The following is a 25,689-nucleotide window of genomic DNA, read 5'->3' as shown; positions in this document are numbered from 1 at the left end:
AAATATTTAAACTGAGGCGCTACCATCCGCCAAAAACTATACGTATGATAAAATTTCTGCCAATACTTTTTATACAGGCTTTGTGTGCTTTACCGTTTCATGCTTACGCGCAAGATGGAAAAGCTACCATTACCGATGAAAGCAAGTTAAGCATTAAAGGAAAATCAAATGTAAATGAATTTCAGTGCCAATCGGAACATGAATTACATCAAGATTCTTTAAACTATTTTTATCGTGTATCGGGAGATACCGTATTAGTGGACGGAGTGCAGCTTAATCTCCAAATTGATCAGTTTGATTGTGGTAAACGGGCCATCAACAAAGATTTTAGAAGTACACTCAAATATGAAGAATATCCTTTTATTGAGATTATTCTAAATGAACTCGTAGTCTCAGATTCAACAAGCCTTATACCAAAAGAGGCGAAGATAACCATTAGAATTGCGGGAGAAGAAAGACATTACACTGTTACCCTAAATACCTTTTCGAGCAGAGAAGAAAGTTTTACAGTTGGCGGTAACAAAATTCTTAGAATGACTGATTTTGGCCTTGAACCACCCTCCCCTATGTTTGGGCTAATTAAAGTACAGGATGAGCTCGACATACAATTTGATCTTGTGATTAGGAGAAATCAATAATTCAGGATTTTCAAAACCCTGACCGCTTAATTTGGTACTTAAAAAACTTACCTGTTTACTAATACCCTGAGTTCTATTTAAAAAACCATAATTATCACTCTTGTAGATATTAGATAATTCGTTGACAATTGAGGGTGAAGAAGTTGATATAACCCAGAAAGTTGTCATCCCGATGTGCTCGTTAAGCAGTAGGGGCAACCCGGTAGAACACGAGGGATCTCAATGTCCTACTTAGGATGCCAATTCAACCATTGAGACCCATCGCGTTATATCACCAGCCCACCCAAACTCTTTTCCCGCTCTTGGTGACAACTTGGGGGATATATTCTAGACTTGTCATCCCGAGCATGCCGGGTCATGGAGGGGAACCAAGTGCAACACGAGGGATCTCAAAGTGTAATGCTACCTGCCATAGCAGAATTTGAGACCCTTCGCATAATACAACACTCCCTATTCCAACTCATTTCCTGCTCAGGGTGACTATGAAAACCAATCCTTAGCAAGATCTTCCCAGTTAGGGTTCAAACTTTCGATTCACAACAACTAAACATAAAAAAACCGGACAGTGAACATTCAATTTCACTGCCCGGCTCAAAAAATCTTTCACACATAAAAAGAGGCGAGCCTTTCACAGCGCGCCCCTTTCCTATGAGGTCGGTATATTAGAAGCTAATCACAGCTTCTAACATGATTCCGCTAAATTCTGCACCGGCATAGTCGCCGCTGAAACCATCATAAGATTGTGTTACATATTCTAACTTGGTCATAACGTTCTCAGTCATAAACCAGCCACCACCGATGTTGAATCGTTTGATGTCAATGTCTCCATCATTAATAGTTTCTCCGGAAACTGTATTGTAACGAGTTCCTACGTAGAAATCTTCATCTGCACCAAAGCGATAGAGTAGTTCTCCACCTAATTGTGTGAAGGAACGGCTTGAGCTTTCAGTTTTAATTTGACCTGATATAGTCTCAATTACTCCGTAGAACTCTAATCCCTGGAACTTCACAAATGGGTTAATCATAATGGAAGTCATTTCACCGGCTGCAGGTGCTGCACCTCTTGGAGGAGTGAATGTTGGAGCAAAACGACCTGAACGGAAATTGCCTGGCTGAATTACGTTATAATAGCGTGAACCAGCACGGTCACCTGAGTACAAGTAGATAGATGAATTTTGAGATACGTTAAAAAGTGAACCTGTTAACCGAACTCTTAAATCTTCATTTACCTGGCTGTCATATCCCAATTTAGCAAGGATAGAAGGTTTGGCTTTAATAGCTCCTTCTACAGTACTTTGGTTGAGTTTACCATTAGTAAGACCTACCATTCCAAATACATCACCTGAGTAGACATAAACTTCACCACCTACCTCAGTAGTGAACGAATCCATGATATAATTTCCAACAAATGGATTCATCATAGCGGCACCGTTATCGCTTCTTCTAAAATGGTTATCACCATAGTTATTTTCCATGTGACCTACTTTGATACGTACGTGATCAGATAGTCCTGCTAAGAATCCTTCTTCGATAAAGTCAAAGCTGTCTATTTGCAGATAGCCTCCCTTTACCCAAGCTTCAGCGTGGTGCTGTGAGGATAGATATGTACGCAGGTGCATTCTCATACCAGGTGCAAGTGCAACATCGAAGTCAAGGTTAGAAGTTGCCAAGTTAAAGTTTGACTCTAAATCAGCAAGGTTACCTGCATCATTATCGTGCCTTAACCCTTGGAACTGAAGTGTATTGGAACCGCCAATACGTACTTGAACACCATCAAAGGTTTTGTTAGTTGTAAATGGGCTTTCAAATACATTCAATCCTGCCTGTGTAGGAGGTGTATAGTATTGAATATCGTTTCGCTCCTGAGCTTGTGTGTTGAAGCTAAAAGCGCCAACTACTAAGACTAAGAGTGCGGTTGTGAAATATTTGGCTAAAGATTTCATGGTCTTATTATTTATTTGGTTGTTGGTTAGTTATTTAAATTGGTTGTATAAAATTATTGAGCAAATTTTGCATTGAAGATTACGTCAACTTCCTCGCCGGCTCTAATAGCTCCGAACATGGCTCTTGGTGGATCGACGTCATAATCCTTCATATTTATGTTTTGTGTACCTTCAAATAGAATTGAACCGTCCGGGAGTATCTCATAGTCAACATTCATCTGTATAGATTTCGTTACTCCGGAAATAGTTAGATCACCGGTTGCGACAAGAGAGCTGTCATTTATTGAAGTGACTTCTGAAAGTACAAATGTAATATTTGGATACTTTTTCTTATTTAAGGCATCATAAGTTTTATCATCCATACCACCCTTACCACTCTTAATACCATCAACAACAACGTTGAATTCTAAATTAGAAATGGAAGAAATTAGGGTGTCCCCATCAATTTCTATAGTTGCTGTACCGGAGAATTCCTCAGCTTGAGATTCCCAGTCATGAACATTCGAAGTTCCGTCTATTATAACTTCGCTTTCATTGGTTACGGTGGTATAATTTTGCCCATAAAGCATCACCGTGCTTAGCGACAAGATTAGTGTGATTATAATTCTATACATATCGACCTCATTGGTTTTTGTTTTATTGAATTCTTGTTTCTTGAATTCGCTACCAAGATCTCCATACAACATGAAGAAATAATGAAGAAAGGAAATTAAATTTTATCTCTTACAAGATATTATTTAGTAAGAATTTATAAGCTCTTATTGAAGGTCAAAATGTGAAGAAAACATGAAGATTCTAAAAATGGCAGAAGTGCATTTCTTAAGCCAAAAAGTACCACCTATTCTATTGGAAGGCCTTCCATTTCCATGATCTTTAAAGCATTGGTCGTGGGACAGGGACCCGGTTTTATTTTGTACTCGAAACTCATCTTTCCGCCCTCTATTGTTTCAGCAAAATGCCAATTGCTAAGTTGAGGTATTTCTACTTCAAGTGAAGCCAACTCTAAATCATGAGTTGAGATCATCCCGATGCCATTTTTACCGGCTACATTTTTGAGAAAAGCTGTACTTCCCTGGAACCGTTCTCTGTTATTGGTTCCCTTAAATATTTCATCTACAAAAAAGAAAAGTGGTAATTCATGATCACGGTTAAGCTCTTCCAGCAACCGCTTAAGACGTCTAACTTCAGCATAAAAATGAGATAAGCCTCCCTCTAAGGAATCCTTTACATTAATACTGGTAAAAATCCTGAAAAGCTCAGTCTTCATTGAAGAAGCATTAACCGGAGCCCCTGAAAAGGCCATAACAAGGTTAATTCCCACAGTTCTCAAAAAAGTACTCTTCCCCGCCATATTTGAACCTGTAATGAGAAAAAGATCTTTCCCCTCTTCCACGCTGAAATCGTTAGTCACTTTTTCCTCAAAAGGGATGAGCGGATGTCCCAAATCATTAGCTTCCAGTAAATTTTCTTCTGATACATCAAATTTGGGAAATGTATAATCTGGATTGAGAAAAGCGAAAGTAGCAATGGAGTTCAATGCTTCCAGTTCATAAAAAACATCCAGCCATTTTGTGAGTTTTGGAGCAAGTTCCTTTTTCAGCTTTTCCATTTTCATTGAAAAGAACATATCCCAGGGAATTACCATGTTTACCAATGGCCATAACACCTGATTGGTTTGAAGAGAAGCCGCGCCTGCCAACCGAGAGGCTTTTTTGAGGTATTTGGAGGGCGACTCGTCTTCGTTCTGCAAATCTTTTAAAAATGATGAAAGCACACTTCCCGATTCAAATTTGAACTGTTCGATATACAACAAAATCTTTCCAAACCGACTCATCTGCTTATCAATCTGATATCCGGCCTCAAATAATTCAGATATTTTGTGGCTATTGAAATTGTAATATCCCAAATAGCTTAAAAAAGTGATGATTACCCAAGGTCCTGTAATTCCCGCAATCGCTGTTATCAGCAAAACGATATTTGAAATCGAAAGTGCGGACAGAATAAGTAAAGACATTAAAAATTCCACCTCTTTGGGTTTCCTCATCCATTTTAACAAACGGTGCATGCTCCAGTCTTTATCTGAGATCTCCTTCTGACTCATAAAAGCCAATACCTGTAACCGATCTCTAAACCCGGACAATGGAATCAGTTCATTTACCAAATGGTGCCTCCTTTTTATACTCTCGGCTTCAGGTTCTTCTGAAAGCAACCAGTCCAGCAGTCGTTCTGAACTACCTTCATATATACCGGTATCCATTAAGTGATGGAGCGAATAATGTCCTGAAATATGTAAATCCTCAGCAAAAGGATGATCTTTTAGATCTCGATCAAATTTATATTCCGGCAGTTGATCCCAGTCCAGGTTAATACGGGCAATGTGCTGTTGCTTTACATTTTTCAGAAAAACCAGTTCATCTCTGTGATCAGTTATTCTTTTATGGCGGGCTATCAGGTATATGAATCCTCCGATTAAGGCTAACATAGACGTAAAAAAGATGCCGTCGCTCCCCGATTGGGCAATTAAATATAAAATGGCAACAGAGGCTACAAAGTATCCTCCCCTTAAATAGGAAAATTGAGTACTCGTATCTTCAAGTTTGTTGACAATTTCACCCAAACGAGTACATTGATCTTCAAACTGCTGTTTTAGCTTTCTTTTTTGCATTAAGTATGATTTTAAAAAGACCTGATTTCTTTAGAATAGAAAGGATAGGAATTTCAGGCTTCAGTTGACAGTTCCAGTTGCTATTAAATATCCGAAATAGAATTATGGTTTCTCTTGTTCTAAGTGATATCCTATTTACTTTTTCAATTCCACAATTGTGGCACCCCAGCCACTTCTGTCACTGGCCAGTGAATAAGACTCCACATGCGGATTCCGATCCAGCAAGCTATGTACAGTTCTCCGCAAAACGCCCTTCCCTTTTCCATGAATGATTCGAATGGAATAGATCTCCTTTCTCAAACATGCATCTATATAATCCGGAATCAGATCTCCCACTTCCTTTGGATTAAATAAATGAAGATCTAAAACTCCATCAATTGGCACTTCAATCGGTTCCGACTCACACATAATTTTACTGTTTCCTGCTTACTGCTTACTGAACATAATCCACAACCCTGCGCTCACTCACCACTTTCTTGATAAACGAAACCACTTTCCGATGATCCGGATGCCCGCCATATGCTTCTAAGTCTTCTTTCGAATCACAACTCACCGTTAACACTACATCACAAATGGCCTCATCGTCCCCCTCTAACATATTGATGCCTACTTCAGCTGATTTCAACTCATCAATTTTTGAAGGCAGATCCTCCAACAGCTTTTTCATGGTTTCGGCATTCTCGGCTTTGGTCTTGCCTTCTGCTACCTCTTTCAATTTCCACATTACAACGTGCTTTATCATGTTCTGATTGATGATTTTTGGATTGATGATTTCTATTGGAGAACCTGCGAGCGTCTAAAAGACCTCGCAGCGTTCGGTAAATGGGCAAAACCATAACGCTCGCAGGACCTATCGGACGCTTCGAGGTTGCCCATCTACTGCTCACTGAATAATATCCCCCGAACACAACTAAAATCCCAATTGAATAATTTGAAACCGACAGCCCAACACTTCGATATTTACTATTCTTGTGATCAATATTCAATATTCGAAAGCATTTCGGCTACTGTCAATTAATGCATGGAACCCTTAACTTTAGGGTTCTGTTTTGGAAGCCCGGGAGAAATCCTGTTCTCCATGAATATACAATCAGATAAATTGAAAACATTGGATTTAGAAAATATCACGGCCGAGGAGATCGGCGAAGACCACGTAGCTACCTCAGCACAGACTCCGCTCAGAGATGATGCATTTGAAAAAACGGATGCCGAAAAAATTGAGATCATTCAAGAGCATTTTGGTGAGATCATGAAAACACTGGGGCTCGATCTGGAAGATGATAGCCTGAAAGGTACTCCCTACCGCGTTGCTAAAATGTATGTAAAAGAAATTTTTGAGGGACTGAATCCCAAGAACAAGCCTGTTGCCCGACAGTTTAGCAATAGCTACGAATACAACGGTATGCTCATCGAAAAAAACATTCAGGTAACTTCCTTTTGTGAGCACCATTTCCTTCCATTTATTGGGAAAGCTCATGTAGCTTACATCCCGGCCGGCAAAAAGGTGATTGGTTTATCCAAGATTAATCGAATTGTGGATTATTATTCGCGCCGTCCCCAGGTTCAGGAACGTTTGACGCTTCAGATTGCTGATGAGCTTCAGGCTGCCTTAGAAACGGAAGATGTAGCCGTATTTATCGACAGCAAGCATTTATGTGTTTCTACACGGGGAATTAAAGATCATAGCAGCACTACTATAACAGCTGAATATCGCGGTGCTTTCAAAAATGAAGACACCCAGCAAAAATTTATCGACTACATAAAAACCAACACTCAGATCGACTGATAGCTGTGGCTGATACATCCAAAAAACTGCACGTTTATAATACCCTTTCCCGCAAAAAAGATCCGTTTGAGCCGCTGAATCCACCGCACGTTGGTATGTACGTGTGTGGGCCAACTGTTTATGGTGATGCGCATCTTGGTCATGCCAAAAGTTATGTTTCTTTTGATGTGATTCTACGCTATCTGCGTTATTTGGATTACAAGGTTCGCTATGTGCAAAACATAACGGATGTGGGACATTTAGTGGATGACGCCGAGGAAGGAGAAGACAAACTCAGCAAGCAGGCACGCATCGAGAAAGTGCAGCCGATGGAGATTGCCGAAAAGTACACATATACCTACTTCCGGGATATGGATGCGCTGAATGTACTCCGACCGGACATTTCACCGCGTGCCACAGGACACATCCCTGAGCAGATTGCCATGGTCAAGAAATTGATTGAAAATGGCCATGCCTATGAAGTGAATGGCAACGTCTATTTTGACGTGTCTTCTGATCCTGAATATGGAAAATTGAGTGGACGTAAAACGGAAGATGCCGAATCAGGAACCCGGGTAGAAACCGCATCCGACAAACGAAGTCCAGAAGATTTTGCCCTATGGAAAAAAGCTGATGACAGCCACATTATGAAATGGGATTCACCCTGGGGCGTTGGTTATCCGGGATGGCATATTGAGTGTTCTACCATGAGTACCAAATATTTGGGGGAGAGTTTTGATATTCACGGCGGCGGATTGGAAAACCAGTTTCCGCATCACGAGTGTGAAATTGCCCAAGCCGAATGCGCCCACAACATACAATTTGTTAAATACTGGCTGCACAATAATATGGTGACGCTTGAAGGTCAGAAAATGGGAAAATCGCTTGGAAACGCGATAAACCTGCATGAGTTTTTTACCGGAGGTCATAAGCTGCTCACAAGAGCTTGGCCACCGGAAGTGATTCGATTTTTCCTGTTACAGTCCCATTACCGAAGTACTACCGATTTTTCAGAAGATGCTTTAAGTGGAGCCGAAACCGGGCTAAAGAATCTGCATTCTATGATCACAACGATTGAGAATAGCGAAGCCGGTTCCGGTACTGAATATGACTTGGATGGGTTGAAACACAAGATTGAAGAAGTCATGAATGATGACTTCAATTCAGCTCAGGCCATTGGCATTCTGTTTGAACAGTTAAAAGAAATTAGAAAACGAATTAACGATAACGATACTCCATTAAACATTGAAGAAATCAAAGAATTTCTTCATGATTTTGTGGATGGCGTATTGGGAATCTGGCCGCATGAAGGTGGTGGAAATGAGGAACTGACCAAAGGCCTGATCGAATTATTGATTGAAATTCGCAAGGATGCCCGAAATAATAAAAACTTTGAGCTTTCGGATAAGATCCGCGATGACCTAAAAGAGCTGGGGGTTCAGCTTATGGACGGAAAAGAAGGCACGACCTTTGAAATTGAGTAATGAAATGGCTGAGGGACATATTCAGTTTTTTGATCGTTACCTTAGTGAAATTTTATCAAGTGGCCATTTCGCCCTGGCTGGGAAAAAGTTGCCGGTATCAACCCACCTGTTCCCGCTACATGATTGAAGCGGTAGAAGAATGGGGGCCTTTGAAAGGCTTTTGGTTGGGAATCAAACGAATTGGCAGTTGCCACCCTTGGGGAGGCGAAGGAGACGATCCGGTTCCCAAAAAGAATGTTGAAATAGATTCTTCGTCTGACAGCTCCAAGTCCGTCTGACGATTTTTCGATTCAATATCTTTTCCGCTCCGACGCAGAGCGTCAGCAGCGAGTTAACATATTTAATAAAATCAAATAGCTGGTTCCGCACGCTCTGCGTCGGAACCAATTAACACCACTAAATCTCTAAAACATTAAATTTTGTGCTTTCGTGTTTTAGTGGCAAAAGAAAATTTTAGGGCGAACCTATGAGCGTGCTCCCGAATATTCGGGATCGTAGCGTTCAACCGCAACGCTCGCAGGATCTATCGAACGCTGCGAGGTTACTACAAATACTATTAGACACACTAACTTAGAATAATGAGCGATATCAAATTCAAGCAAAGACTTACCGTAGAACAAGTTGAAGAAGGAACCGACCTGGCTCCTAAATTTCAGGAAGATGGTTTAATTCCTGTGGTAACTACCGATTATGAATCCGGCGAACTGCTGATGCACGGATACATGAATGAGGAAGCACTTAAAAAGACCATCAATATTGGCGAAGCCGTGTATTACAGCCGAAGCCGCGAAACGTTATGGCATAAAGGTGCCACGAGCGGATTGGTTCAAACCGTGAAAGAAATGCGCATCGATGACGATCAGGACTGCGTATGGCTTCGGGTTGAAGTTCAAAGCAATGGTGCGAGCTGTCACGTTGGGTATCGTTCTTGTTTCTATCGCAGTGTTCCCACCGGAGAGGAATTTAAGGAAAAAGACGGCGAGCTGAATTTTGAAGAAGATGAGAAAGTCTTTGATCCTAAAGAAGTATATGGTGACGCGCCGAATCCTACTAAGCTGTGATCGCAGATTTAGCTGATTGAGGGATTTTACAAATTTATTAATCCTCTAAATCTCTTAATCCTTAAAATCATGGTTCAAAGCTACTGTTTAGACAAAACTAATTCATAAAAAAGCCCAAAATCATTTCTGATTTCGGGCTTACATTCTTGTCCGCTCTGACGCAGAGCATCAGAGCGAGTTGGTTTTCTGTTTGATTTCAACTTAAATCTTAATTACCAAGACGAACTTCAAACATCTGGTTCCGCACGCTCTGCGTCGGAATCAATTTCCTAAGCATATTGCTTAGGACTTCTCTTCTTTTTAATCCGTCCGCCTCGGGATTTTGCAAAAGGCTCTTCACCTTTAGACTTTCTCTTTCCTTTCTTGGACTTGGATCCACCTTTACCTTTATATCCACCGGATGAAGTACCGTTGGATGAGGAGGAACCATTGGTATCAGGTTTGGCTAATTCAACAGCAATATCCCGGCCTTCAAATTGGGTGCCGTTCATAGCATCAAATAATTTGGAATCGAATCCTTCTTCAACTTCAAAAAATGAGAAGTTGTTCTGTATATCAATTTTACCAAAGTCAGGCTTTTTGCCGTTCATTTGTTCGTTTACAACACCCATCAAACGTGCAGGATTTAAACCGTCTCTGTTCCCAACATTCAGGAAGTAACGGGTAAACCCCTCTTCTGCATGACGATTACTATCTCTTCCTGAATTACGATTTCCTTTATTTGAAGAATTTCGCTTGTTATTCTTTTTATTATTTGAACGTCCGGCAGAAGCGTTAATATCTCCGGCTTGCTCATAATATTCCAGGATTTGGTTGAATTCCATGGATACAAAATGCTTAATCAGATCTTGCCAGCCGAGGTCAGCAAGGCGCTCATATACTTCCGGCAAATACTTCTCAATCTGTTTCTCATTCACTTCTGTGGTTCTGAGCTTCTCAACCATATCCATCATACGAACGCCACAAACTTCAACACCTTTTGGTACATCTTGTTTGATGAAATCCTTTCCTGACATTTTTTCCAATGATCGAATCTTATTCATTTCACGAGTGTGAATGATGGAAACCGAGATTCCGCTATTCCCTGCACGGCCGGTTCGGCCACTTCGGTGAATATACACTTCCAAATCATCAGGAAGGTTATAGTTAATAACATGAGTTAAGTTTTCCACATCCAGTCCACGGGCTGCTACATCGGTAGCAACCAATAATTGTAATGCACCGGAACGGAAACGATTCATCACTTCATCACGCTGATTTTGAGAAAGGTCACCATTCAATAAATCGGCATTGTACCCTTCTTTAGAAAGTTTTGAAGCAATATCTGCGGTCTCTCTGCGAGTTCTGCAAAAGATGATACCATAAATATCAGGATTCACATCAGCAATACGCTTGAGGGCATCATACCGGTCTTTGGCATTCACCATATAAAAGTGGTGTTCTACATTCAGCGCCCCGGAATTTCGGGCATTCACCTGAATTTCCTCCGGGTTGTTCATGTACTTGTGTGCCATCTTGGAAATCTGCTTCGGCATTGTGGCCGAAAACAGCAGTGTTTGCTTTTCCTTTGGGGTATCGTGAAGGATAGCATCCAGGTCGTCCTGGAAACCCATGTTCAGCATTTCATCAGCTTCATCTAAGATAAGTGAACGAACATTTGTTACATCCAGCTTTCCTCTTCGGATGAGGTCTAACATACGGCCCGGTGTTCCAATAACAACCTGAGTTCCTTTATTCAGCGCGCGTATTTGAGTCGAAATACTCGATCCGCCATACACGGCAAGTGTCTTAATTCCTTTCTGATATTTTGAAAAAGCTTTTAAATCTTTTTCAATTTGAATAGCTAATTCGCGTGTTGGTGAAAGAACCAATACTTGTACATTATTTGAGTTAGCATCCACTTGTTGGAGTACGGGCATTCCAAAGGCACCGGTTTTTCCGGTCCCGGTTTGGGCCAAAGCCACGAGATCTCTTTGTGAAGCTAAAATGGTAGGAATAGCTCTTTCCTGTACTTCAGTTGGGGTTTCAAAGCCAAGATCTTCTACAGCTTGACATATTTCGGGCGAGAGGCCCAGTTCTTTAAAAGTTGACATATAGATTTTTTAGTCGTTCTAATCCCGTATAGAAATTTGTGCTGCACTGCTTCTTGCCCGGAATAAATTTGAGGTGAGCTATGGACAAGAGGCAAGCACGACTGCTTGATTTACAAAGGCCAGCAAGGTTCTATAAACCTGAAAAGTTTCGATATTCCAGTCTTATCGCGAACTCACGATTTTTCAATAAGCCCTAAAGGTACGGATAAAAAGTTTCTGTTATGAGATTGGGGTGAAATTTATTTCTAAATGTATTTATCACCGCGAACCACTTTAACTGGATGGGCATAAACAATTACTGCATAGTTTTCAAAGTAAGCCTCAGATACTGTATCAATAATCTTATTTCCTACTTCCCTGCTTACCACTGTTTCGATTTTAACATTTTTTCCTTCAAAATCACTTACTCGAGTTCCCCGAGAACCTTCTCCGAAGGTATCTGTTATAGTGTGTCCTTTAGACCCCTGATCTTTTATCAAATCAATGATTTCATCCCTTAAAATTCTTTCTGTAACAATAGTGACTAAAAATAATTCTGTAAGATCCATATCAACCTCCAAACCAAGCTGCGATTATATAATAAAGTGGAATTCCCAATGCAATATTAAAAGGAAAGGTAATTCCTAATGATGCTGTTAAATATAAGGTAGGGCTTGCTTTAGGCAAAGCGATCCTTACAGCAGCCGGTGCTGCAATATATGAACCACTTGAAACCATAGCTGCAAATACTGATGCACCAGCCACACTCAGACCAGCCCATAGCCCGATTACGATTGCTAAAACACCATGGATAATAGGAACTACTATTCCAAAACCTAACAAAAAGAAGCCTACTTTCTTTAAATCTTCCAGCCGTCGGGCTGTAATCATCCCTAATTCTAACAGAAAGAGAACCAAAGCTCCCTGAAACCCACTTACAAAAAACGGCTTAACTGACTCAAACTTTAATGGTCCGGCAATAAATCCTATTACCAAACCTCCAAGCAATAGCACTATGCTACTCCCCGTAATTACCTCATGAAATGCTTTTTTGAGTGAACCTGATTCTGAGTTTGAAAGTTGAGGTATCATTAGTGCCACAATGATACCAGGTACTTCAAGCAATGCTACTAAAGTAGGCATAAACCCTTCTGAAGATAATCCCAGCGTCTCAACATAACTTATAGATGCGATAAAAGTTACAGCAGAAACGGAGCCATAGTGAGCAGCAATTCCTGCAGAATTATCGATATCCAATTTGCCCAAATGTCTGAGCACTGTATAGGCAATCAATGGTGTCAATATCCCAAGGAATAGCGTTGCCACTGCAGGCCACACAAATTCCGAAAAAGGAGTTGTACTCAACTCAACTCCCCCTTTTAAACCTATTGCCAGTAATAAATAAATGGATAAAGCCTGGTATATGGGTCTTGGAAATTCAAGATCACTTTTGACTAATTTCGCTACAATGCCTAATACAAAGGCTAAAACTATAGGTGATGTAAAGTTAGTTAATAAAGTCTCCATGCAGTAAGGTGTGGGTGATTTGTTCCCGTTGTTTGTGATTAAGGTTTATCTGAAGTTATTTCAGAATTTCTTTAAATGATTCATTCGTAGTAAATTCAATAAAACTCTGAGCAGCCGGACTCAAGCGTTTTCCTTTTGGATATACCAATTTCCATTTATTTACATACGGAAGATTATCTATGTCAAGCACTGCTATTTTTCCAACACTCTCTTCCAGCGTGAGGCTATACTTTGAAATAAGTGAAATACCGATACCTGCCATTATAGCTTGTTTTACAGCTTCATTTGTACCCAGTTCCATTACAATTTCAGGATCAATTTTATGCTCGTCAAGGAGTCGTTGCATAACTATTCGAGTTCCCGAACCTGGCTCTCGAATCAAGAATGGATGGTCTTCCAGATCCTTAAATGTTACATTTTTTTTCTTTGCTAAAGGGTGATCCGCTGCTGAGGCCATTAATAAAGGATTATCGAGAAACTCCACTGCCTCTAAATCCAAATCTTTAGGTAGCTCTGAAAAGACCGCTAAGTCACACATATTTTTTCGCAACAAATCTTTGACCTCATTGCGGTCAGTTACTTTCAATGACATCTTAATTTTCTCAAACTTGGAACGGAAGTCTCCTAAAATATATGGCATAAAATATTTTGCAGTTGATACTGCAGCTACATTCAAAGATCCCCTCAACATCCCTTTGATTTCCGAAAGTGCCATTTCCAGGCTTTCAACTTCACTCTTGATATTTTTCTGAGCTTCATATAATTCTTTTCCCGCCTCAGTTAAATACAACTCTTTACTAATCATCTCAAAAAGATTTACCCCAAAATGTTCTTGCAATTTCTTTACCTGAATAGATACAGCCGGTTGCGACATAAATAGCTTCTCAGCCGCTTTCGTCATGCTTTTCTGTTTTGCTACTTCCGCAAATACATCGAGCTGATGCAGGGTAAATGACATGTATAAATATCTGTTTATGTATTTTATTAAATCTGTTAATTATTATTTATGATAAGAAGGATTTAACTTTTTGGCAACCAAAAAATCAAAACGCATATGATGAATAATACTCAAACCATTACTGTTGCACATGGTGACGGCATCGGACCAGAAATAATGGACGCTACCCTAAGAATTTTAGATGCTTCTGGTGCCAATCTGAAATATGAAACTATAGAGGTAGGTAAGAAGGTGTACGAGAGAGGGATAAAATCAGGTATTGAAAATGATGACTGGGATACCGTTTTAAATAATAAAATTCTACTGAAAGCTCCTATTACTACCCCCCAGGGTGGAGGCGTAAAAAGCCTCAATGTCACACTACGAAAAACATTAGGGCTTTTTGCAAATGTTCGTCCTTGCAAGGCATACTCCCCTTTTGTAAGTACCAAACATCCAAAAATGGATGTAACTATTATAAGGGAGAATGAAGAGGATACTTATGGAGGAATAGAGCACCGGCAAACCTTCGAGGTATATCAGTGCTTAAAATTAATCACCTTGCCGGGAACTGAAAGAATTATTCGGTATGCATTTGAGTATGCAAAATCTCATGGCCGAAGTAAGATAACTTGTTTTACTAAAGATAATATCATGAAGCTTACGGATGGTCTGTTTCATGAAGTGTTTAATACTATAGCCTCTGAATATCCTGAAATCGAGGCTGAAAACTTAATTGTTGATATTGGTACAGCCCGCCTCGCTGATACTCCCGAACATTTTGATATTGTTGTTATGCCGAATTTATATGGTGATATCGTTTCTGATGTGGCGGCTCAGATATCCGGTTCGGTCGGTATGGTTGGCTCTGCAAATATAGGAACTAAATGCGCTATGTTTGAAGCCATTCATGGTTCTGCACCAGATATTGCGAATCAAAACATTGCCAATCCTTCAGCATTAATTCAAGCTTCTATTATGATGTTGAGACATATTGGCCAAAATAAACCTGCTGAAAATATTCAAAATGCCTGGCTTAAAACCTTAGAGGATGGAGTTCATACTTCTGATATGTTTGGAGAAAATAGTATCAGAAAAGTTACTACTGATGAATTTTCGAGTGAGATAATAAATCGGCTTGGAGAAAAACCTTCCATCATGGAGGCTGTAAATTATATTGACCATCAAAAAGTACAAATCCCGGAACTTAAGCTAAGCCGTACTGAACTCCGTCCTTCTCTTAGACAAAAAAGAGAACTGCTTGGGGTGGATGTTTTCGTGTATTGGGAACCCGAAAATCCTACCTTGCTGGCTCAACGCTTGCAAGAGGCTACCGGAGATGATTTTGAACTCACCATGATTACAAACCGAGGAACAAAGGTTTGGCCGAACGGACTATCTGAAACATTTTGTACTGACCACTGGAGATGCAGGTTTAAAGCTACCAAAGGAAAGACTAATCAAATGGAGGTTGTGAAATTACTTCAGAGTTTAACGAAATACACCATTGATACTATTAAAACTGAAAACCTTTACAGTTTTGATATGGAACCGGCTTTTTCTCTCGGGCAGGGAGAATAGAATTATACATACACAAATCTATAACGTGTCTATCTCAAAGCCACATCCCTGATTAAGGAAGTGGCTTTTTTTATAAATACATTTGTCCTAATAAATTAGAGAGAATCATTTAATTCTTTATCTTTTTGCAAAATTTGAATTAAAATGAAGTAATGGTTGAAAATTATTTTCCTGAGGCAAAACCAATCTCAAATTTAAGACAGCGAGTTGAAGCTGAACTACCAAATAAAAATTTAAATGGCTCAAATACTCTTTGGGCTACATCTATTTGCAGCGATGAAGTAAACCAAAGTCTGCATGAATTAGATAAATACTTTAAAGCATTTGGGCCTTTTATCATGGGAGGTATTTCGGGAATACCATTTGCTGGTAAAACCGGCTTTGGAGCTTTTGTTAGCCACATTCCTGATGCGGGTGGTGCCGTTGTTATTTATGGCCCTCATATTGGGATTACTAAAGACGGGATTATTGGAAAGGTAAATCGCGAAGGACAAGATCACCCATCATCCTGTTGTGGTTCGCTTATCGCAGGCCTTGATAACATCAATAAGGGAAATGTACTGCATGTTTCTCACGATGACTACCAGCAAGGACAAGTTAACAAAGTACTGATTGAGAACTACGAAGAAATCAAAAAAGCGGATAATGATGTGATTGCAACCACAGAAATTGTTTATAATCAGATTAAACGTGAGCTTGAAGATATCATTGGGGCAAGCCTTGAGAACCTTGAACAAAAGCCATTACTGTTAGTTGGTGGCATAATCATAAATACTGACTGGGATCAAGATGACCTCTTTGAGGTTCGTGATATATCCTGGTTCATCAAATAATCTTTACTTTATGAAATATTCAGCTGCTATTGTTTGCCTCTTTACCATTCTTATGTGGGGATGTGAATCAACACAAAATGAACCCGGACTTGACCTGACTACCGTTCAGGATTCAACAAATATCGCATACACGATTACCGACTTGGAAGGCCCGGAAGCTGTTCGCTACGATCCTGATCAAAAGGCATACTTTATCTCCAATTTCACCGGAGGTGGCAACACTCAAGACTCTACCGGTTTCATCACGAAAACTGATGCAGAAGGAAATATAGAGGAACTTGAATTTATGACAGGAACAAAACAGGTCCCTCTTCATGCACCCCGCGGTATGTTTATTGTAGACGAAACCCTTTGGGCTGCCGATGTTTTAGGCGTTCATGGATTTAATAAAAATACCGGAGAGCAAACGTATTTCGTCGATTTCTCTGAATTTGAGATTGGCTTTCTTAACGATATTTCTGCAGATGAGAACGGAGCCTTGTATGTGACTGATACCGGTACCTCCACTGTATTTAAAGTGGAGAATGGGGATGTTTCTGTATTGCTCGAAGATCTTCCAAATGCACCAAATGGTATCACCTTAAACCCAAATACTGGAAATTTTTTATTAGCTCCATGGGGTGGAGATCAAACTTTTTATGAATTTAATTCTTCCGGTGAAGTAACTGAATATGCAACTTTGGAAGGTGGAAATTTTGATGGTATTGAGTTTATAGAAAATGTTCTGTTTTCAGCAAGTCAGCAGGATTCTTCCATACGGATATATCATTCAAATCTGCAGAATATTTTAATAAAAACAACTGGGCGTCCTGCTGATATCGGCGTCAATACCCATTTAAATCATATTGCAGTTCCATATATTGCTTTAAACAAAGTTGAAATTTGGGACATCTCTAAGTAATTCATATGTCTGAAATAAAACCTCCCATCCCAGAAAATGAATTTGAGCGTTTAATTAAGCTCTCAGAGTACAACATCGACTATTCTGAAATTCGGGGAAGCATTGATGATCTCACTAAATTAGCAGCTCATGTAACAGGTACACCCATTTCCCAGGTAAATCTGCTTGACGCGAATACACAGTGGTCTATTTCAAATTATGATATTGATGCTTTTGATACCCCTCGAAAAGATACTGCCTGTCAATATGTGATTATGGATGATTCTCCCGTTGAAGTGGAGGATATGCAAAGTGATGAGCGCTTTAATGATAAATTTTATGTAATCGGTGATCCCAATATCCGCTATTACTATGGGGTACCTTTAAAATCTGATGATGGTCATCGTATTGGCGCTATGTGTGTTATGGACACTAAGCAGAATGACTTGACTCCTGAACAGGAGCAACTTCTTAGAATTATTGCTAATCAGGTAATGTCTCATATTGAATATAAACACAAGCTGAACCTGCTCCGTGAAAATCTGGAGAAAATTAAGCAAGTAAATAGAAAAGTTAGCCATGATATACGGGGACCCATAGGAGGAATCATAGGCATTTCGGAAATTTTAAAGGAACAAGCCAAGGAAAATGACATGAATGATTTCCTTGAATTTGCAAATATGATTAATAACAGTGGAAGATCTATTCTGGATTTAGCCAATGAAATATTATCTGAGTATCAAAAAAATGACTCACATAAGACGGATGACCAACTAACTTTACCTCTGCTCAAGCAAAAAATTGAAAATTTATATCGCCCTCAGGCTAAAACTAAAGGTTTAAAGTTTGAAATTAATGCCGAACCACAATCTGGCAAAGTGGTTTTTCCAAGACAAAGACTACTGCAAATCCTCGGAAACTTAATTACCAACGCTATAAAGTTTACTCCCGATGGTGGAAATATAACAGTGAATTTAAGTCTATTGATTAAAGACTCTTCTATTTTAAAGGCTGAAATTATTGATACGGGAGTTGGAATGTCCGAAGAAAAGATACAGGAAATATTTTCCGGTAGAGCTAAAAGCTCTGAAGGCACTCATAATGAACGGGGATTTGGTTTTGGATTTCAACTGGCCAAACATTTGATTGAAGAAATGGATGGACAACTTGAGATTGAATCAAAAGTAAATGAAGGCTCAAAAATAACCTTGCATCTTCCTCTTAACATTTAGGGTAATGAAGTGCCATCAATGATTTGTTTTTCGATACCTTTTAGTGGAAATAATCAATAACCCTGCTCCCATTCCTATTAAGCCGTACACCATAGCCTGAATCTCTGCCCATCCGGCCCCTTTCAGCAGTACCATCCGCATCATTTTAATAAAGTATGCCACTGGGTTTGCCAAGGTCAGATCTTGAGCCCAGCCCGGCATGCTCTCAATCGGGGTAAAAAGACCACCCATCAAGATAAATACGACCATAATAAACCAAGCAATAAACATGGCTTGTTGCTGAGTATGTGTGACGGTAGAGATCAGCAGTCCAAGCGATTGTATGACTACGAGATAAATACCTGCAACTACTAAAATCAAAGTCAGGCTTCCAAGAAATGAAATATTGAATCCATAGCGAGCTAAAGCTAAGCCAATTAAAAGATCCACCATCCCGATGATCCAAAAGGGAAGTAACTTGCCAATCATAAACTGAGATTTCCCAATGGGAGTCACGTTGAGCTGCTCAATCGTACCAATTTCCTGCTCTCTCACAATATTCATCCCCGATAAGAATAAGCCAATCATGGAAACAAGAACTACCAGAATTCCCGGCACCATGTAGGTAATGTAATCCAAATCCGGGTTATACCAATTTTGAGGTATGATATTGATGGTTTTTGCCTCCCTCACTTCAGGACTGTTACTCAAAACTCTTAGTTCGGTCAATTTTTCCAGATTCAGGTCATTTAAAATTGACGCACTGTAAGATTGAATAAGTCCCGCCGTGCTGCCATCTACAGCATCAATAAGGAGTTGGATTTCAGCCTGAGCTCCTTTTTTTAGATTCATTTCAAAATCACGTGGGATTTTGATGACCATATTCACCTTCCCCGCATCCATAGCCCCCATTGCTGCTTTTTGGTCATATGTTTCCAGCTCCAATTTAAAATAATCGGTGGACTGAAATTTTGCCGTCAGTTCCCGGGATAAATTTGAATTATCTCTATCAATCAGTGCAAAATCTACTTCTTTTAACTCATACGTTGCAGCAAAAGAAAGGACCAATAGCTGAATAATGGGCATCACAAAAAGGATCGGCAGCATGGCCTTATTTCTAAAGACTTGGAGAAATTCTTTTCGGAGAAGAACACGAATAATATTCATTGCAACCTCACCTTAAATTTTTTGAGGCTGAGAGTAATAAAGAACACCGTCATCCCTCCCATAATCAGCGTTTCCTTCCAGATGAGAAGGAACTCAGATCCTTTTAGCATGATCCCTCTCACAATAATAAGAAACCATTTTGCGGGGATGAGATGAGAGATCCATTGCAAAGGTACCGGCATACTGCTGATGGGGAAAATAAAGCCTGAAAGTAAAACGGTGGGAAGCAATAACCCCGCCAGTGAAACCATCATAGCAGTCTGTTGATTGTTGGCGGCTGAAGATATAAATACCCCAAGCGCTAATGCAGCTAAAATAAATATACCAGATTCTATAAAAAATAGAAGGTGTGAACCTTGAAATGGCACATTGAAGATAAATCGAGCTAATAGTAGAATCGTGATAACATTTACCACTGAAAGCACTAAATACGGTAAAACCTTGCCTATTATTATGTGATGCGGTTTCAGGGGCGACACCAACAGTATTTCCATATTCCCCATTTCTTTTTCCCGGGTGATGGAAATGGAGGTCATCAAGGTGGAAACAAGCATTAATATCACCGCAATCAGTCCGGGTACAAATAAATTCACACTTCGCAATTCGGGGTTATACATCATTCGAACTTTGGGATTTATTCCCGCCTGTTGCACCTGGTTTTCTGTATTCAATTCCTTCACATAATCGCGAATAATACTTGCAGTATACGACTGCACCAGATTAGCCAAATTCGGGTCGGTGGCATCCGTAATAATCTGCACATTGGCCGTATGCTCCCGAACCAGTTTTTCTTTAAAATCCTGTTCAAATACAACAATTTCTTTGATATCTCCTTTTCGGAACAGGTTTTCCACCTCATCGTAGCTTCTTAGATAAGCTTTAACCTGGAATGATTCTGAAGCCTCCAGCTTTTCGGTAATGGTTCGTGTAACTTCATCCTTTGAAAGATCTAATATCCCAATCTGAGCGCTGTTTATCTCATTTCGAATAGCAAATCCAAACAATACCATCATGATTACGGGCATCCCGAAAAGCACCGTTAATGTGCGTTTATCTCTATAAATCTGCTTGAATTCCTTAATCACAAATCCTCTAAACGAATTCATCCGTCCCCCCTTTCAGCCGAACGTGCCAATTGAATAAAAACATCTTCAATATAAGGAGCCTCAAATTCTTCCTTAAGTTTTTGGGGTGAACCGAGCGCATCAATCCGGCCATCTACCATGATGGAAATACGATCACAATATTCGGCTTCATCCATATAATGAGTCGTCACAAAAACCGTAATACCTTGGTCCGCTACTTCGTAAATCTTTTCCCAAAACTGCCGGCGTGTCACCGGATCTACCCCTCCGGTTGGTTCATCCAGAAAGACAATTTTAGGCTGATGTAAAATCGCTATAGAAAAAGCCAGCTTCTGTTTCCAGCCAATTGGCAGGGATTTGACCAGTGTTTTTCGGACCTCGGAAAGATCCGTGGCTTGCACAATCTCGTTTATCTTTTGCAATAATATTTCTCCCGAAATCCCATAAATGCCCCCGTAAAACCGAATATTTTCTTCTACCGTCAGGTCATCATACAGCGAAAATTTTTGGCTCATGTACCCAATATTCTTTTTGATTGATTCCGCCTGTGTGTACACATTTCTTCCTGAAACAGTAGCTTCGCCGGAAGTAGGTATTAACAACCCGGTCAACATTTTCATAGCCGTAGTTTTACCGGCTCCATTGGCCCCTAAGAACCCGAATATCTCCCCCTGTTCCACTTCAAAAGAAATGTTATCAACGGCGGTAAAATCCCCAAACTTTCGGGTTAAATTTGTCGTTTGAATTGCCCACTCAGCCACGGTCAACCTCCCCTTCCTCATGCATCAGCGCCATAAAACGGTCCTCAATATTCGGCTTTAAGGATTTGATATCTACGTTCTGAACTCCACATTCTTCCAAGTAAATTTTCAGCGCTTTAATATCAGGATCTTTTCCTTGTTCCGTGTAATGAACATATTCTCCAAAGGGGTGAACCGAATCCGATTTCGCATAAGACTTCAGTGCCAGAAGTAACTGATACCTGTTTTTTGCTTTAATGCCCAACAGTGGTTTTTTAAAATCTTCTACTACAGCTTTTGGCGTATCTATCTGCAAGATTGTTCCTTCCTGAATCAAGGCCACTCGGTCGCATAAATTGGCTTCGTCCATATATGGCGTTGAGACAATAATGGTGATTCCTTCGGCTTTGAGCTGTTTTAGCATCTCCCAAAATTCCTTGCGAGAAACTGCATCCACGCCGGTTGTAGGTTCATCCAACAGCAACAATTTTGGCTTATGAATCAGCGCACAGCTCAAAGCAAGCTTCTGTTTCATCCCTCCAGATAACGCCCCGGCCAAGCGATTTTTGAAGGGTTCCAACTGACTGTAAATCGGCTTCACCAATTCATAGTTCTCCTCAATGGTAGTCCCAAACACCGATGCAAAAAGTTTAGGTTCTCTTCTACCGTTAAATCCTGGTACAATGAAAACCGTCCCGGCATATAGCCCAATTGTGGACGAATTTCTTTGTAATCAGTCACCACATCTTTCCCCAACACTGTAGCCGTTCCTGAATCGGGAATTAGGAGCGTATTTATAATTCTGAATAAAGTAGTCTTTCCCGCCCCGTCCGGGCCAATCAATCCAAATAACTCGCCTGAATTCACCTCAAAGGAAATTTCCTTTACGGCCTCCACCTTCCCAAAACCTTTGGATATGGATGATATATTTACGATTGGTTTCAAATTATTTCTTGGTTTTGTTGCTTATTCAAACACGGCCCTGTTTTCTACTGGTGCAAGCGTCACGCTTGCACCAAAATCTTGCCATTTTCAACACCGCACAAGCGGTACGCTTGCGCTAGTGCTTGGTTTAGGTTTTCATGTTACTACTTTAGTAAAGAATCGTACACAAGCTCTTGCTTGGGAACATAAATTGGAAGTCTCCATTTCCTGTTAAAAATTCACTTCACCCGGCATTCCAATCTTCAATTTCCCGTCCGGATTGGGAACACGAATTTTTACTGCATACACCTGCGTGACCCTCTCCTCTTTGGTTTGAATCATCCGCGGGGTGAATTCGGCTTCGGAAGCAACCCAGCTTACTTCTCCATTCAACCGTTCATTTTCGTCAGCATTCTTGTCAATCAGTACTTCTACCGATTGCCCCAATTTCACCTGAGGCAGTTGCGCACCGGATACATACACCCGCAGTTCCATCTCCGACAAATCCGCAATTTCATACAATGGCTTTCCGGCTGAAACCAACTCATTCGTTTCCACAAAACTTGAAAGAACGACTCCATTAACAGGGTTAATGAGATGGGCTTTCTGAATTTGATCCTCTACCTGAGCAATGCGTGCTTTCATGGTTTCCAGCTCTGCATACACCGACTGTTTTTGTACTTCTACTGATGCAATCTGCTTTTCAAGAACATTAAACTGTCCACGGATCTGATCAATTTGCTGTTGGGTTGCAGCGTTGTCTTCTTTCAAATTGGTATACCGGTCCAAGTCCCTTTTTGTAGTAGTGAGTTGCTCCCTGAAAACATCAGCCTGTGCATCCAGTTTTGCGATATTTGTTCGAATGGATTGAACCGAAGACTGTAGCTCTTTTTTGCGAAGTGAAAGTTGAGTCGTATCTACCAGTCCAACCTCTTCTCCCACCGAAAGATGCATTCCTTCTTTTATTATAAAGCTTTTCAAAATCCCCGAAGCTTCTGCCGATACCCTTACTTCATTTACTTCAAATTGTCCATAGGCATCTGAAATTTCAGCCTGGTTGCAAGAAGTGAAGAATAATCCAAGTCCAAGCACTATGGTGGTAGATTTTAATTCCATGATATTCCCTTTTTAGTTGCGTATTCAATTTGGCTTTGTACGAGCTGTAGCTTGCGTAATTCAAGGTTTATACGAGCCTGCGCTTCAGCATTCAGTTCCGTGATGTATTCTGTTGAAGTAATCACTCCCTCCTCCAGCTGATCTTTTTTTTCAGCAACTACTTCTGCCCTTAATTTCAACACTTGTTCATCCATTGTAAGTTGTTCTCGGAGATATTGAATGCTCCGTTCGCTTTTACTTAACTCCGATCGTACCCCAGTTAAAAATGCCTCTTCATCAGCTTGAACCTTTTTCTTTTGAAGTTCGAGCACTTCCTGCTTTTTCCCGGCATTATTCCAACTTCTAAAGCTCCACTGTGCCTGTACTCCCACCATCCAAAACGGATGAAGGTCATCATTAAATACATCATAACCGGGACGACCATAGGCCCCTTTGACTATAGCTGAGATCTTTGGCAATCGGTCTGAAGCGATTACATCTTGCTGTAACTCCAAGTTCTCTTGCTGTGATCGAAATACAGTTAATTCCGGGCGGGATATTTTGACCCTTTCCACTGATGTTGCATTAAAATTCGGAACTTCAAGCTTAACCCTATCTTCAATTTTATGGCCGGTCAATTCACTCAAAACATTATAGGCGGCCTGTATTTCAAACTTAAGTTGAACATCTTGTTGTTGAGCTTTTAAGAGCTCTGCTTCCAAAACCTTTCCGTTCCCCGGCAACAACACCCCATGTTCAATTTTGGATTGAACCGATGATAATTGTTCCTTCAAATCCTCAATAAGTACCGCTATTGACTCCCTTCTTTTCTGCAAACTCAGGATTCCAAAAAATACTTGTTCTGCCTGTTGCTGAACTTCCCACATAGATACTTCCACCCCGGCATTCTCAACTTCACTTTGCGCAGATTCAAGATTTCGGCGAGCTTTAGTCAGTCCTCCGTCATACAAAGGCTGAGATAGGTCCAGGCTGATATTGTAATGATCTTGACTAAGCTGAGGGGCGGTGCTGCCCGGAGCCGAAAAAGGTACCTCTGTTACTTCCGACTGATAGCGGGCGCTGGCATTCAATTGTATTTCGGGAAATAATCCGGACCGGGCAATTTCATCATTTATTGCCGCAATCTTTCGTTGCAGTTCTTTCTTGTTGGTCAGCGGGTAATTGGCTTCTACCTTTTGATACACTTCGTTCAGCGATAGTGAAGAGTCTATGACCTGACCAAATATGAGCGCCGGACACAGTAAAGTAGTTAATATCAGAAGTACTGTTTTCATGTTGGTTTCACCCCTTTTAAAATGATCTCCGGGATGAGGCTTCTGCGTTCTTCGAGGAACTCAAAGTAGGCCGGTTCATCCAGGGAGAAAATAGTTTGAACCATGGTTTTGGCGAGCATGGGCATCATACACATGCTCACGATATTCATCAAAAATTGCTCCGGTGAAATTTCACGAATTCTTCCTGCCTGAACTTCAGCTGACACCTGCTCCGAAAAAATGGATGGAAGCTGAATATTCATCATCCCAATAAACTCTTTAAAGCGATCAGGATGCTGATTCATCTCATAAATCACAAAAGAGGGCAGATATTGATTGTCCCGAAACATGTCGTGATAGAAATTGACGATGTTATGGACTTTTTGCTGAAGGGGAACTTCTTCTTTCAGTATTCCAAATAGTTGCGGCATGATCTTCTTCACCCCTGCCTGAAACACTTCCTGGAACAATTTATCCTTACTTCGGAAATAATAGTGAAGCATAGATTTATTAATCTCTGCTTCATCTGCAATTTCTTGCATTCTGGCACCCTCAAACCCTCGCTTTTGAAATACTGTTTGAGCTACTCTAAAAATCTTTTCCTCAGTTTCTTTTTCTAATGCCATATTGTCTTTTTGTTTTTGCGACGGAGTCAGTTTAATAAATCTAACTAATAAGTTCAACCATTTAGTTGAACTAATTGGTTACTCTTTTATTGATTAATAGAAACAGTTGAGTGATTAGAAATTTCAATCAATTCCTTCACAAAAAATTCACATTAGGTTCCGATCTTGAAAGCGAATTAAA

Annotated in this window: 25 protein-coding genes and 1 pseudogene; 10 read left to right on the top strand and 16 right to left on the bottom strand. The window is 40.3% G+C overall.

Annotation, left to right across the window (positions count from 1 at the left end; genetic code table 11):
* Positions 1 to 44: 44 nt before the first annotated feature.
* Entirely contained in the window at positions 45 to 638 is a 594-nt protein-coding gene (locus RI561_RS06425) for a hypothetical protein (RefSeq protein ID WP_395079404.1), read from the top strand.
* A gap of 662 nt (positions 639 to 1,300) precedes the next feature.
* Here RI561_RS06425 and RI561_RS06420 read toward each other — a convergent pair.
* From RI561_RS06420 to RI561_RS06400, 5 genes are all read right to left on the bottom strand, one after another.
* Complete coding sequence (locus RI561_RS06420; RefSeq protein ID WP_395079403.1) at positions 1,301 to 2,581, bottom strand: hypothetical protein; 1,281 nt, start codon at positions 2,579 to 2,581, stop codon at positions 1,301 to 1,303.
* A gap of 53 nt (positions 2,582 to 2,634) precedes the next feature.
* On the bottom strand, positions 2,635 to 3,195 hold the full coding sequence (locus tag RI561_RS06415; protein WP_395079402.1) for a YceI family protein: 561 nt from the start codon (positions 3,193 to 3,195) through the stop codon (positions 2,635 to 2,637).
* Positions 3,196 to 3,419: 224 nt separating this feature from the next.
* Complete coding sequence (locus tag RI561_RS06410; RefSeq protein ID WP_395079401.1) at positions 3,420 to 5,246, bottom strand: MutS family DNA mismatch repair protein; 1,827 nt, start codon at positions 5,244 to 5,246, stop codon at positions 3,420 to 3,422.
* 135 nt (positions 5,247 to 5,381) lie between these two features.
* Positions 5,382 to 5,654: a Smr/MutS family protein gene (locus RI561_RS06405; protein ID WP_395079400.1), complete on the bottom strand. Its 273-nt coding sequence runs from the start codon at positions 5,652 to 5,654 to the stop codon at positions 5,382 to 5,384.
* Positions 5,655 to 5,679: 25 nt separating this feature from the next.
* Positions 5,680 to 5,988, bottom strand: a complete 309-nt coding sequence (locus tag RI561_RS06400) for a Dabb family protein (protein ID WP_395079399.1) — start codon at positions 5,986 to 5,988, stop codon at positions 5,680 to 5,682.
* Between the two features lie 336 nt (positions 5,989 to 6,324).
* On the opposite strand from RI561_RS06400, the gene folE reads away from it, so the two are divergent.
* The 4 genes from folE (at position 6,325) to hisI (ending at position 9,556) form a co-directional block, all read left to right on the top strand.
* On the top strand, positions 6,325 to 7,032 hold the full coding sequence (gene folE / locus RI561_RS06395; RefSeq protein WP_395079398.1) for a GTP cyclohydrolase I FolE: 708 nt from the start codon (positions 6,325 to 6,327) through the stop codon (positions 7,030 to 7,032).
* 5 nt (positions 7,033 to 7,037) lie between these two features.
* Positions 7,038 to 8,495, top strand: coding sequence for a cysteine--tRNA ligase (gene cysS, locus RI561_RS06390; RefSeq protein WP_395079397.1), 1,458 nt, complete (start codon positions 7,038 to 7,040; stop codon positions 8,493 to 8,495).
* Entirely contained in the window at positions 8,495 to 8,773 is a 279-nt protein-coding gene (gene yidD / locus RI561_RS06385) for a membrane protein insertion efficiency factor YidD (RefSeq protein ID WP_395079396.1), read from the top strand. Before cysS ends, yidD begins: the two co-directional genes overlap by 1 nt.
* 300 nt (positions 8,774 to 9,073) lie before the next feature.
* Positions 9,074 to 9,556: a phosphoribosyl-AMP cyclohydrolase gene (gene hisI, locus RI561_RS06380; RefSeq protein ID WP_395079395.1), complete on the top strand. Its 483-nt coding sequence runs from the start codon at positions 9,074 to 9,076 to the stop codon at positions 9,554 to 9,556.
* A gap of 269 nt (positions 9,557 to 9,825) precedes the next feature.
* Here the strand turns inward: hisI and RI561_RS06375 are convergent, their stop codons facing one another.
* From RI561_RS06375 to RI561_RS06360, 4 genes are all read right to left on the bottom strand, one after another.
* On the bottom strand, positions 9,826 to 11,649 hold the full coding sequence (locus RI561_RS06375; protein WP_395079394.1) for a DEAD/DEAH box helicase: 1,824 nt from the start codon (positions 11,647 to 11,649) through the stop codon (positions 9,826 to 9,828).
* Between the two features lie 245 nt (positions 11,650 to 11,894).
* The gene (locus tag RI561_RS06370) at positions 11,895 to 12,197 is read right to left on the bottom strand and encodes a P-II family nitrogen regulator (RefSeq protein WP_395079393.1); all 303 of its coding nucleotides are present in this window, start codon (positions 12,195 to 12,197) and stop codon (positions 11,895 to 11,897) included.
* Between the two features lies 1 nt (position 12,198).
* A complete protein-coding gene (locus tag RI561_RS06365) occupies positions 12,199 to 13,155 on the bottom strand; it encodes a sodium-dependent bicarbonate transport family permease (protein WP_395079392.1) in 957 nt (318 codons plus the stop codon).
* Positions 13,156 to 13,210: 55 nt separating this feature from the next.
* Entirely contained in the window at positions 13,211 to 14,113 is a 903-nt protein-coding gene (locus RI561_RS06360) for a LysR family transcriptional regulator (RefSeq protein WP_395079391.1), read from the bottom strand.
* Positions 14,114 to 14,212: 99 nt separating this feature from the next.
* On the opposite strand from RI561_RS06360, the gene RI561_RS06355 reads away from it, so the two are divergent.
* From RI561_RS06355 to RI561_RS06340, 4 genes are all read left to right on the top strand, one after another.
* The gene (locus RI561_RS06355; protein ID WP_395079425.1) at positions 14,213 to 15,673 is read left to right on the top strand and encodes an NADP-dependent isocitrate dehydrogenase; all 1,461 of its coding nucleotides are present in this window, start codon (positions 14,213 to 14,215) and stop codon (positions 15,671 to 15,673) included.
* Between the two features lie 152 nt (positions 15,674 to 15,825).
* Entirely contained in the window at positions 15,826 to 16,506 is a 681-nt protein-coding gene (locus RI561_RS06350; protein ID WP_395079390.1) for a hypothetical protein, read from the top strand.
* Positions 16,507 to 16,516: 10 nt separating this feature from the next.
* Entirely contained in the window at positions 16,517 to 17,407 is an 891-nt protein-coding gene (locus tag RI561_RS06345) for an SMP-30/gluconolactonase/LRE family protein (RefSeq protein ID WP_395079389.1), read from the top strand.
* Positions 17,408 to 17,412: 5 nt separating this feature from the next.
* Complete coding sequence (locus RI561_RS06340; protein WP_395079388.1) at positions 17,413 to 18,618, top strand: GAF domain-containing sensor histidine kinase; 1,206 nt, start codon at positions 17,413 to 17,415, stop codon at positions 18,616 to 18,618.
* A gap of 15 nt (positions 18,619 to 18,633) precedes the next feature.
* Here RI561_RS06340 and RI561_RS06335 read toward each other — a convergent pair whose 3' ends face one another.
* From RI561_RS06335 to RI561_RS06320, 4 genes and pseudogenes are all read right to left on the bottom strand, one after another.
* Positions 18,634 to 19,764, bottom strand: a complete 1,131-nt coding sequence (locus tag RI561_RS06335; protein ID WP_395079387.1) for an ABC transporter permease — start codon at positions 19,762 to 19,764, stop codon at positions 18,634 to 18,636.
* Positions 19,761 to 20,870, bottom strand: coding sequence for an ABC transporter permease (locus tag RI561_RS06330; protein WP_395079386.1), 1,110 nt, complete (start codon positions 20,868 to 20,870; stop codon positions 19,761 to 19,763). The genes RI561_RS06335 and RI561_RS06330 overlap by 4 nt, the downstream gene beginning before the upstream one ends.
* Complete coding sequence (locus RI561_RS06325) at positions 20,867 to 21,631, bottom strand: ABC transporter ATP-binding protein (protein WP_395079385.1); 765 nt, start codon at positions 21,629 to 21,631, stop codon at positions 20,867 to 20,869. The genes RI561_RS06330 and RI561_RS06325 overlap by 4 nt, the downstream gene beginning before the upstream one ends.
* Before the next feature lie 223 nt (positions 21,632 to 21,854).
* A pseudogene (locus RI561_RS06320) lies at positions 21,855 to 22,534 on the bottom strand (ABC transporter ATP-binding protein); the annotation flags it as partial.
* Between RI561_RS06320 and RI561_RS06315 the strand changes: the two are divergent.
* Positions 22,506 to 22,748 (top strand): hypothetical protein, encoded by a 243-nt coding sequence (locus tag RI561_RS06315; RefSeq protein ID WP_395079384.1) that lies wholly within the window; start codon positions 22,506 to 22,508, stop codon positions 22,746 to 22,748. The pseudogene RI561_RS06320 and the gene RI561_RS06315 sit on opposite strands and share 29 nt — an antisense overlap.
* Here RI561_RS06315 and RI561_RS06310 read toward each other — a convergent pair.
* From RI561_RS06310 to RI561_RS06300, 3 genes are read right to left on the bottom strand one after another with little or no spacing between them, the layout of a single operon-like run.
* Positions 22,745 to 23,629 carry an HlyD family secretion protein gene (locus RI561_RS06310; RefSeq protein ID WP_395079383.1) on the bottom strand — a complete coding sequence of 295 codons (885 nt, stop codon included), beginning with the start codon at positions 23,627 to 23,629 and terminating at the stop codon, positions 22,745 to 22,747. The genes RI561_RS06315 and RI561_RS06310 overlap by 4 nt on opposite strands.
* Positions 23,620 to 24,903, bottom strand: coding sequence for a TolC family protein (locus RI561_RS06305; protein ID WP_395079382.1), 1,284 nt, complete (start codon positions 24,901 to 24,903; stop codon positions 23,620 to 23,622). Before RI561_RS06305 ends, RI561_RS06310 begins: the two co-directional genes overlap by 10 nt.
* A complete protein-coding gene (locus RI561_RS06300) occupies positions 24,900 to 25,508 on the bottom strand; it encodes a TetR/AcrR family transcriptional regulator (RefSeq protein ID WP_395079381.1) in 609 nt (202 codons plus the stop codon). Before RI561_RS06300 ends, RI561_RS06305 begins: the two co-directional genes overlap by 4 nt.
* Positions 25,509 to 25,689 lie beyond the last annotated feature (181 nt).

It is taken from the genome of Gracilimonas sp., assembly GCF_031581265.1.
Lineage (GTDB): Bacteria > Bacteroidota > Rhodothermia > Balneolales > Balneolaceae > Gracilimonas.
The sequence above is the reverse complement of the archived record's forward strand: the minus strand, read 5'-3'. Positions and strand labels throughout refer to the sequence as shown.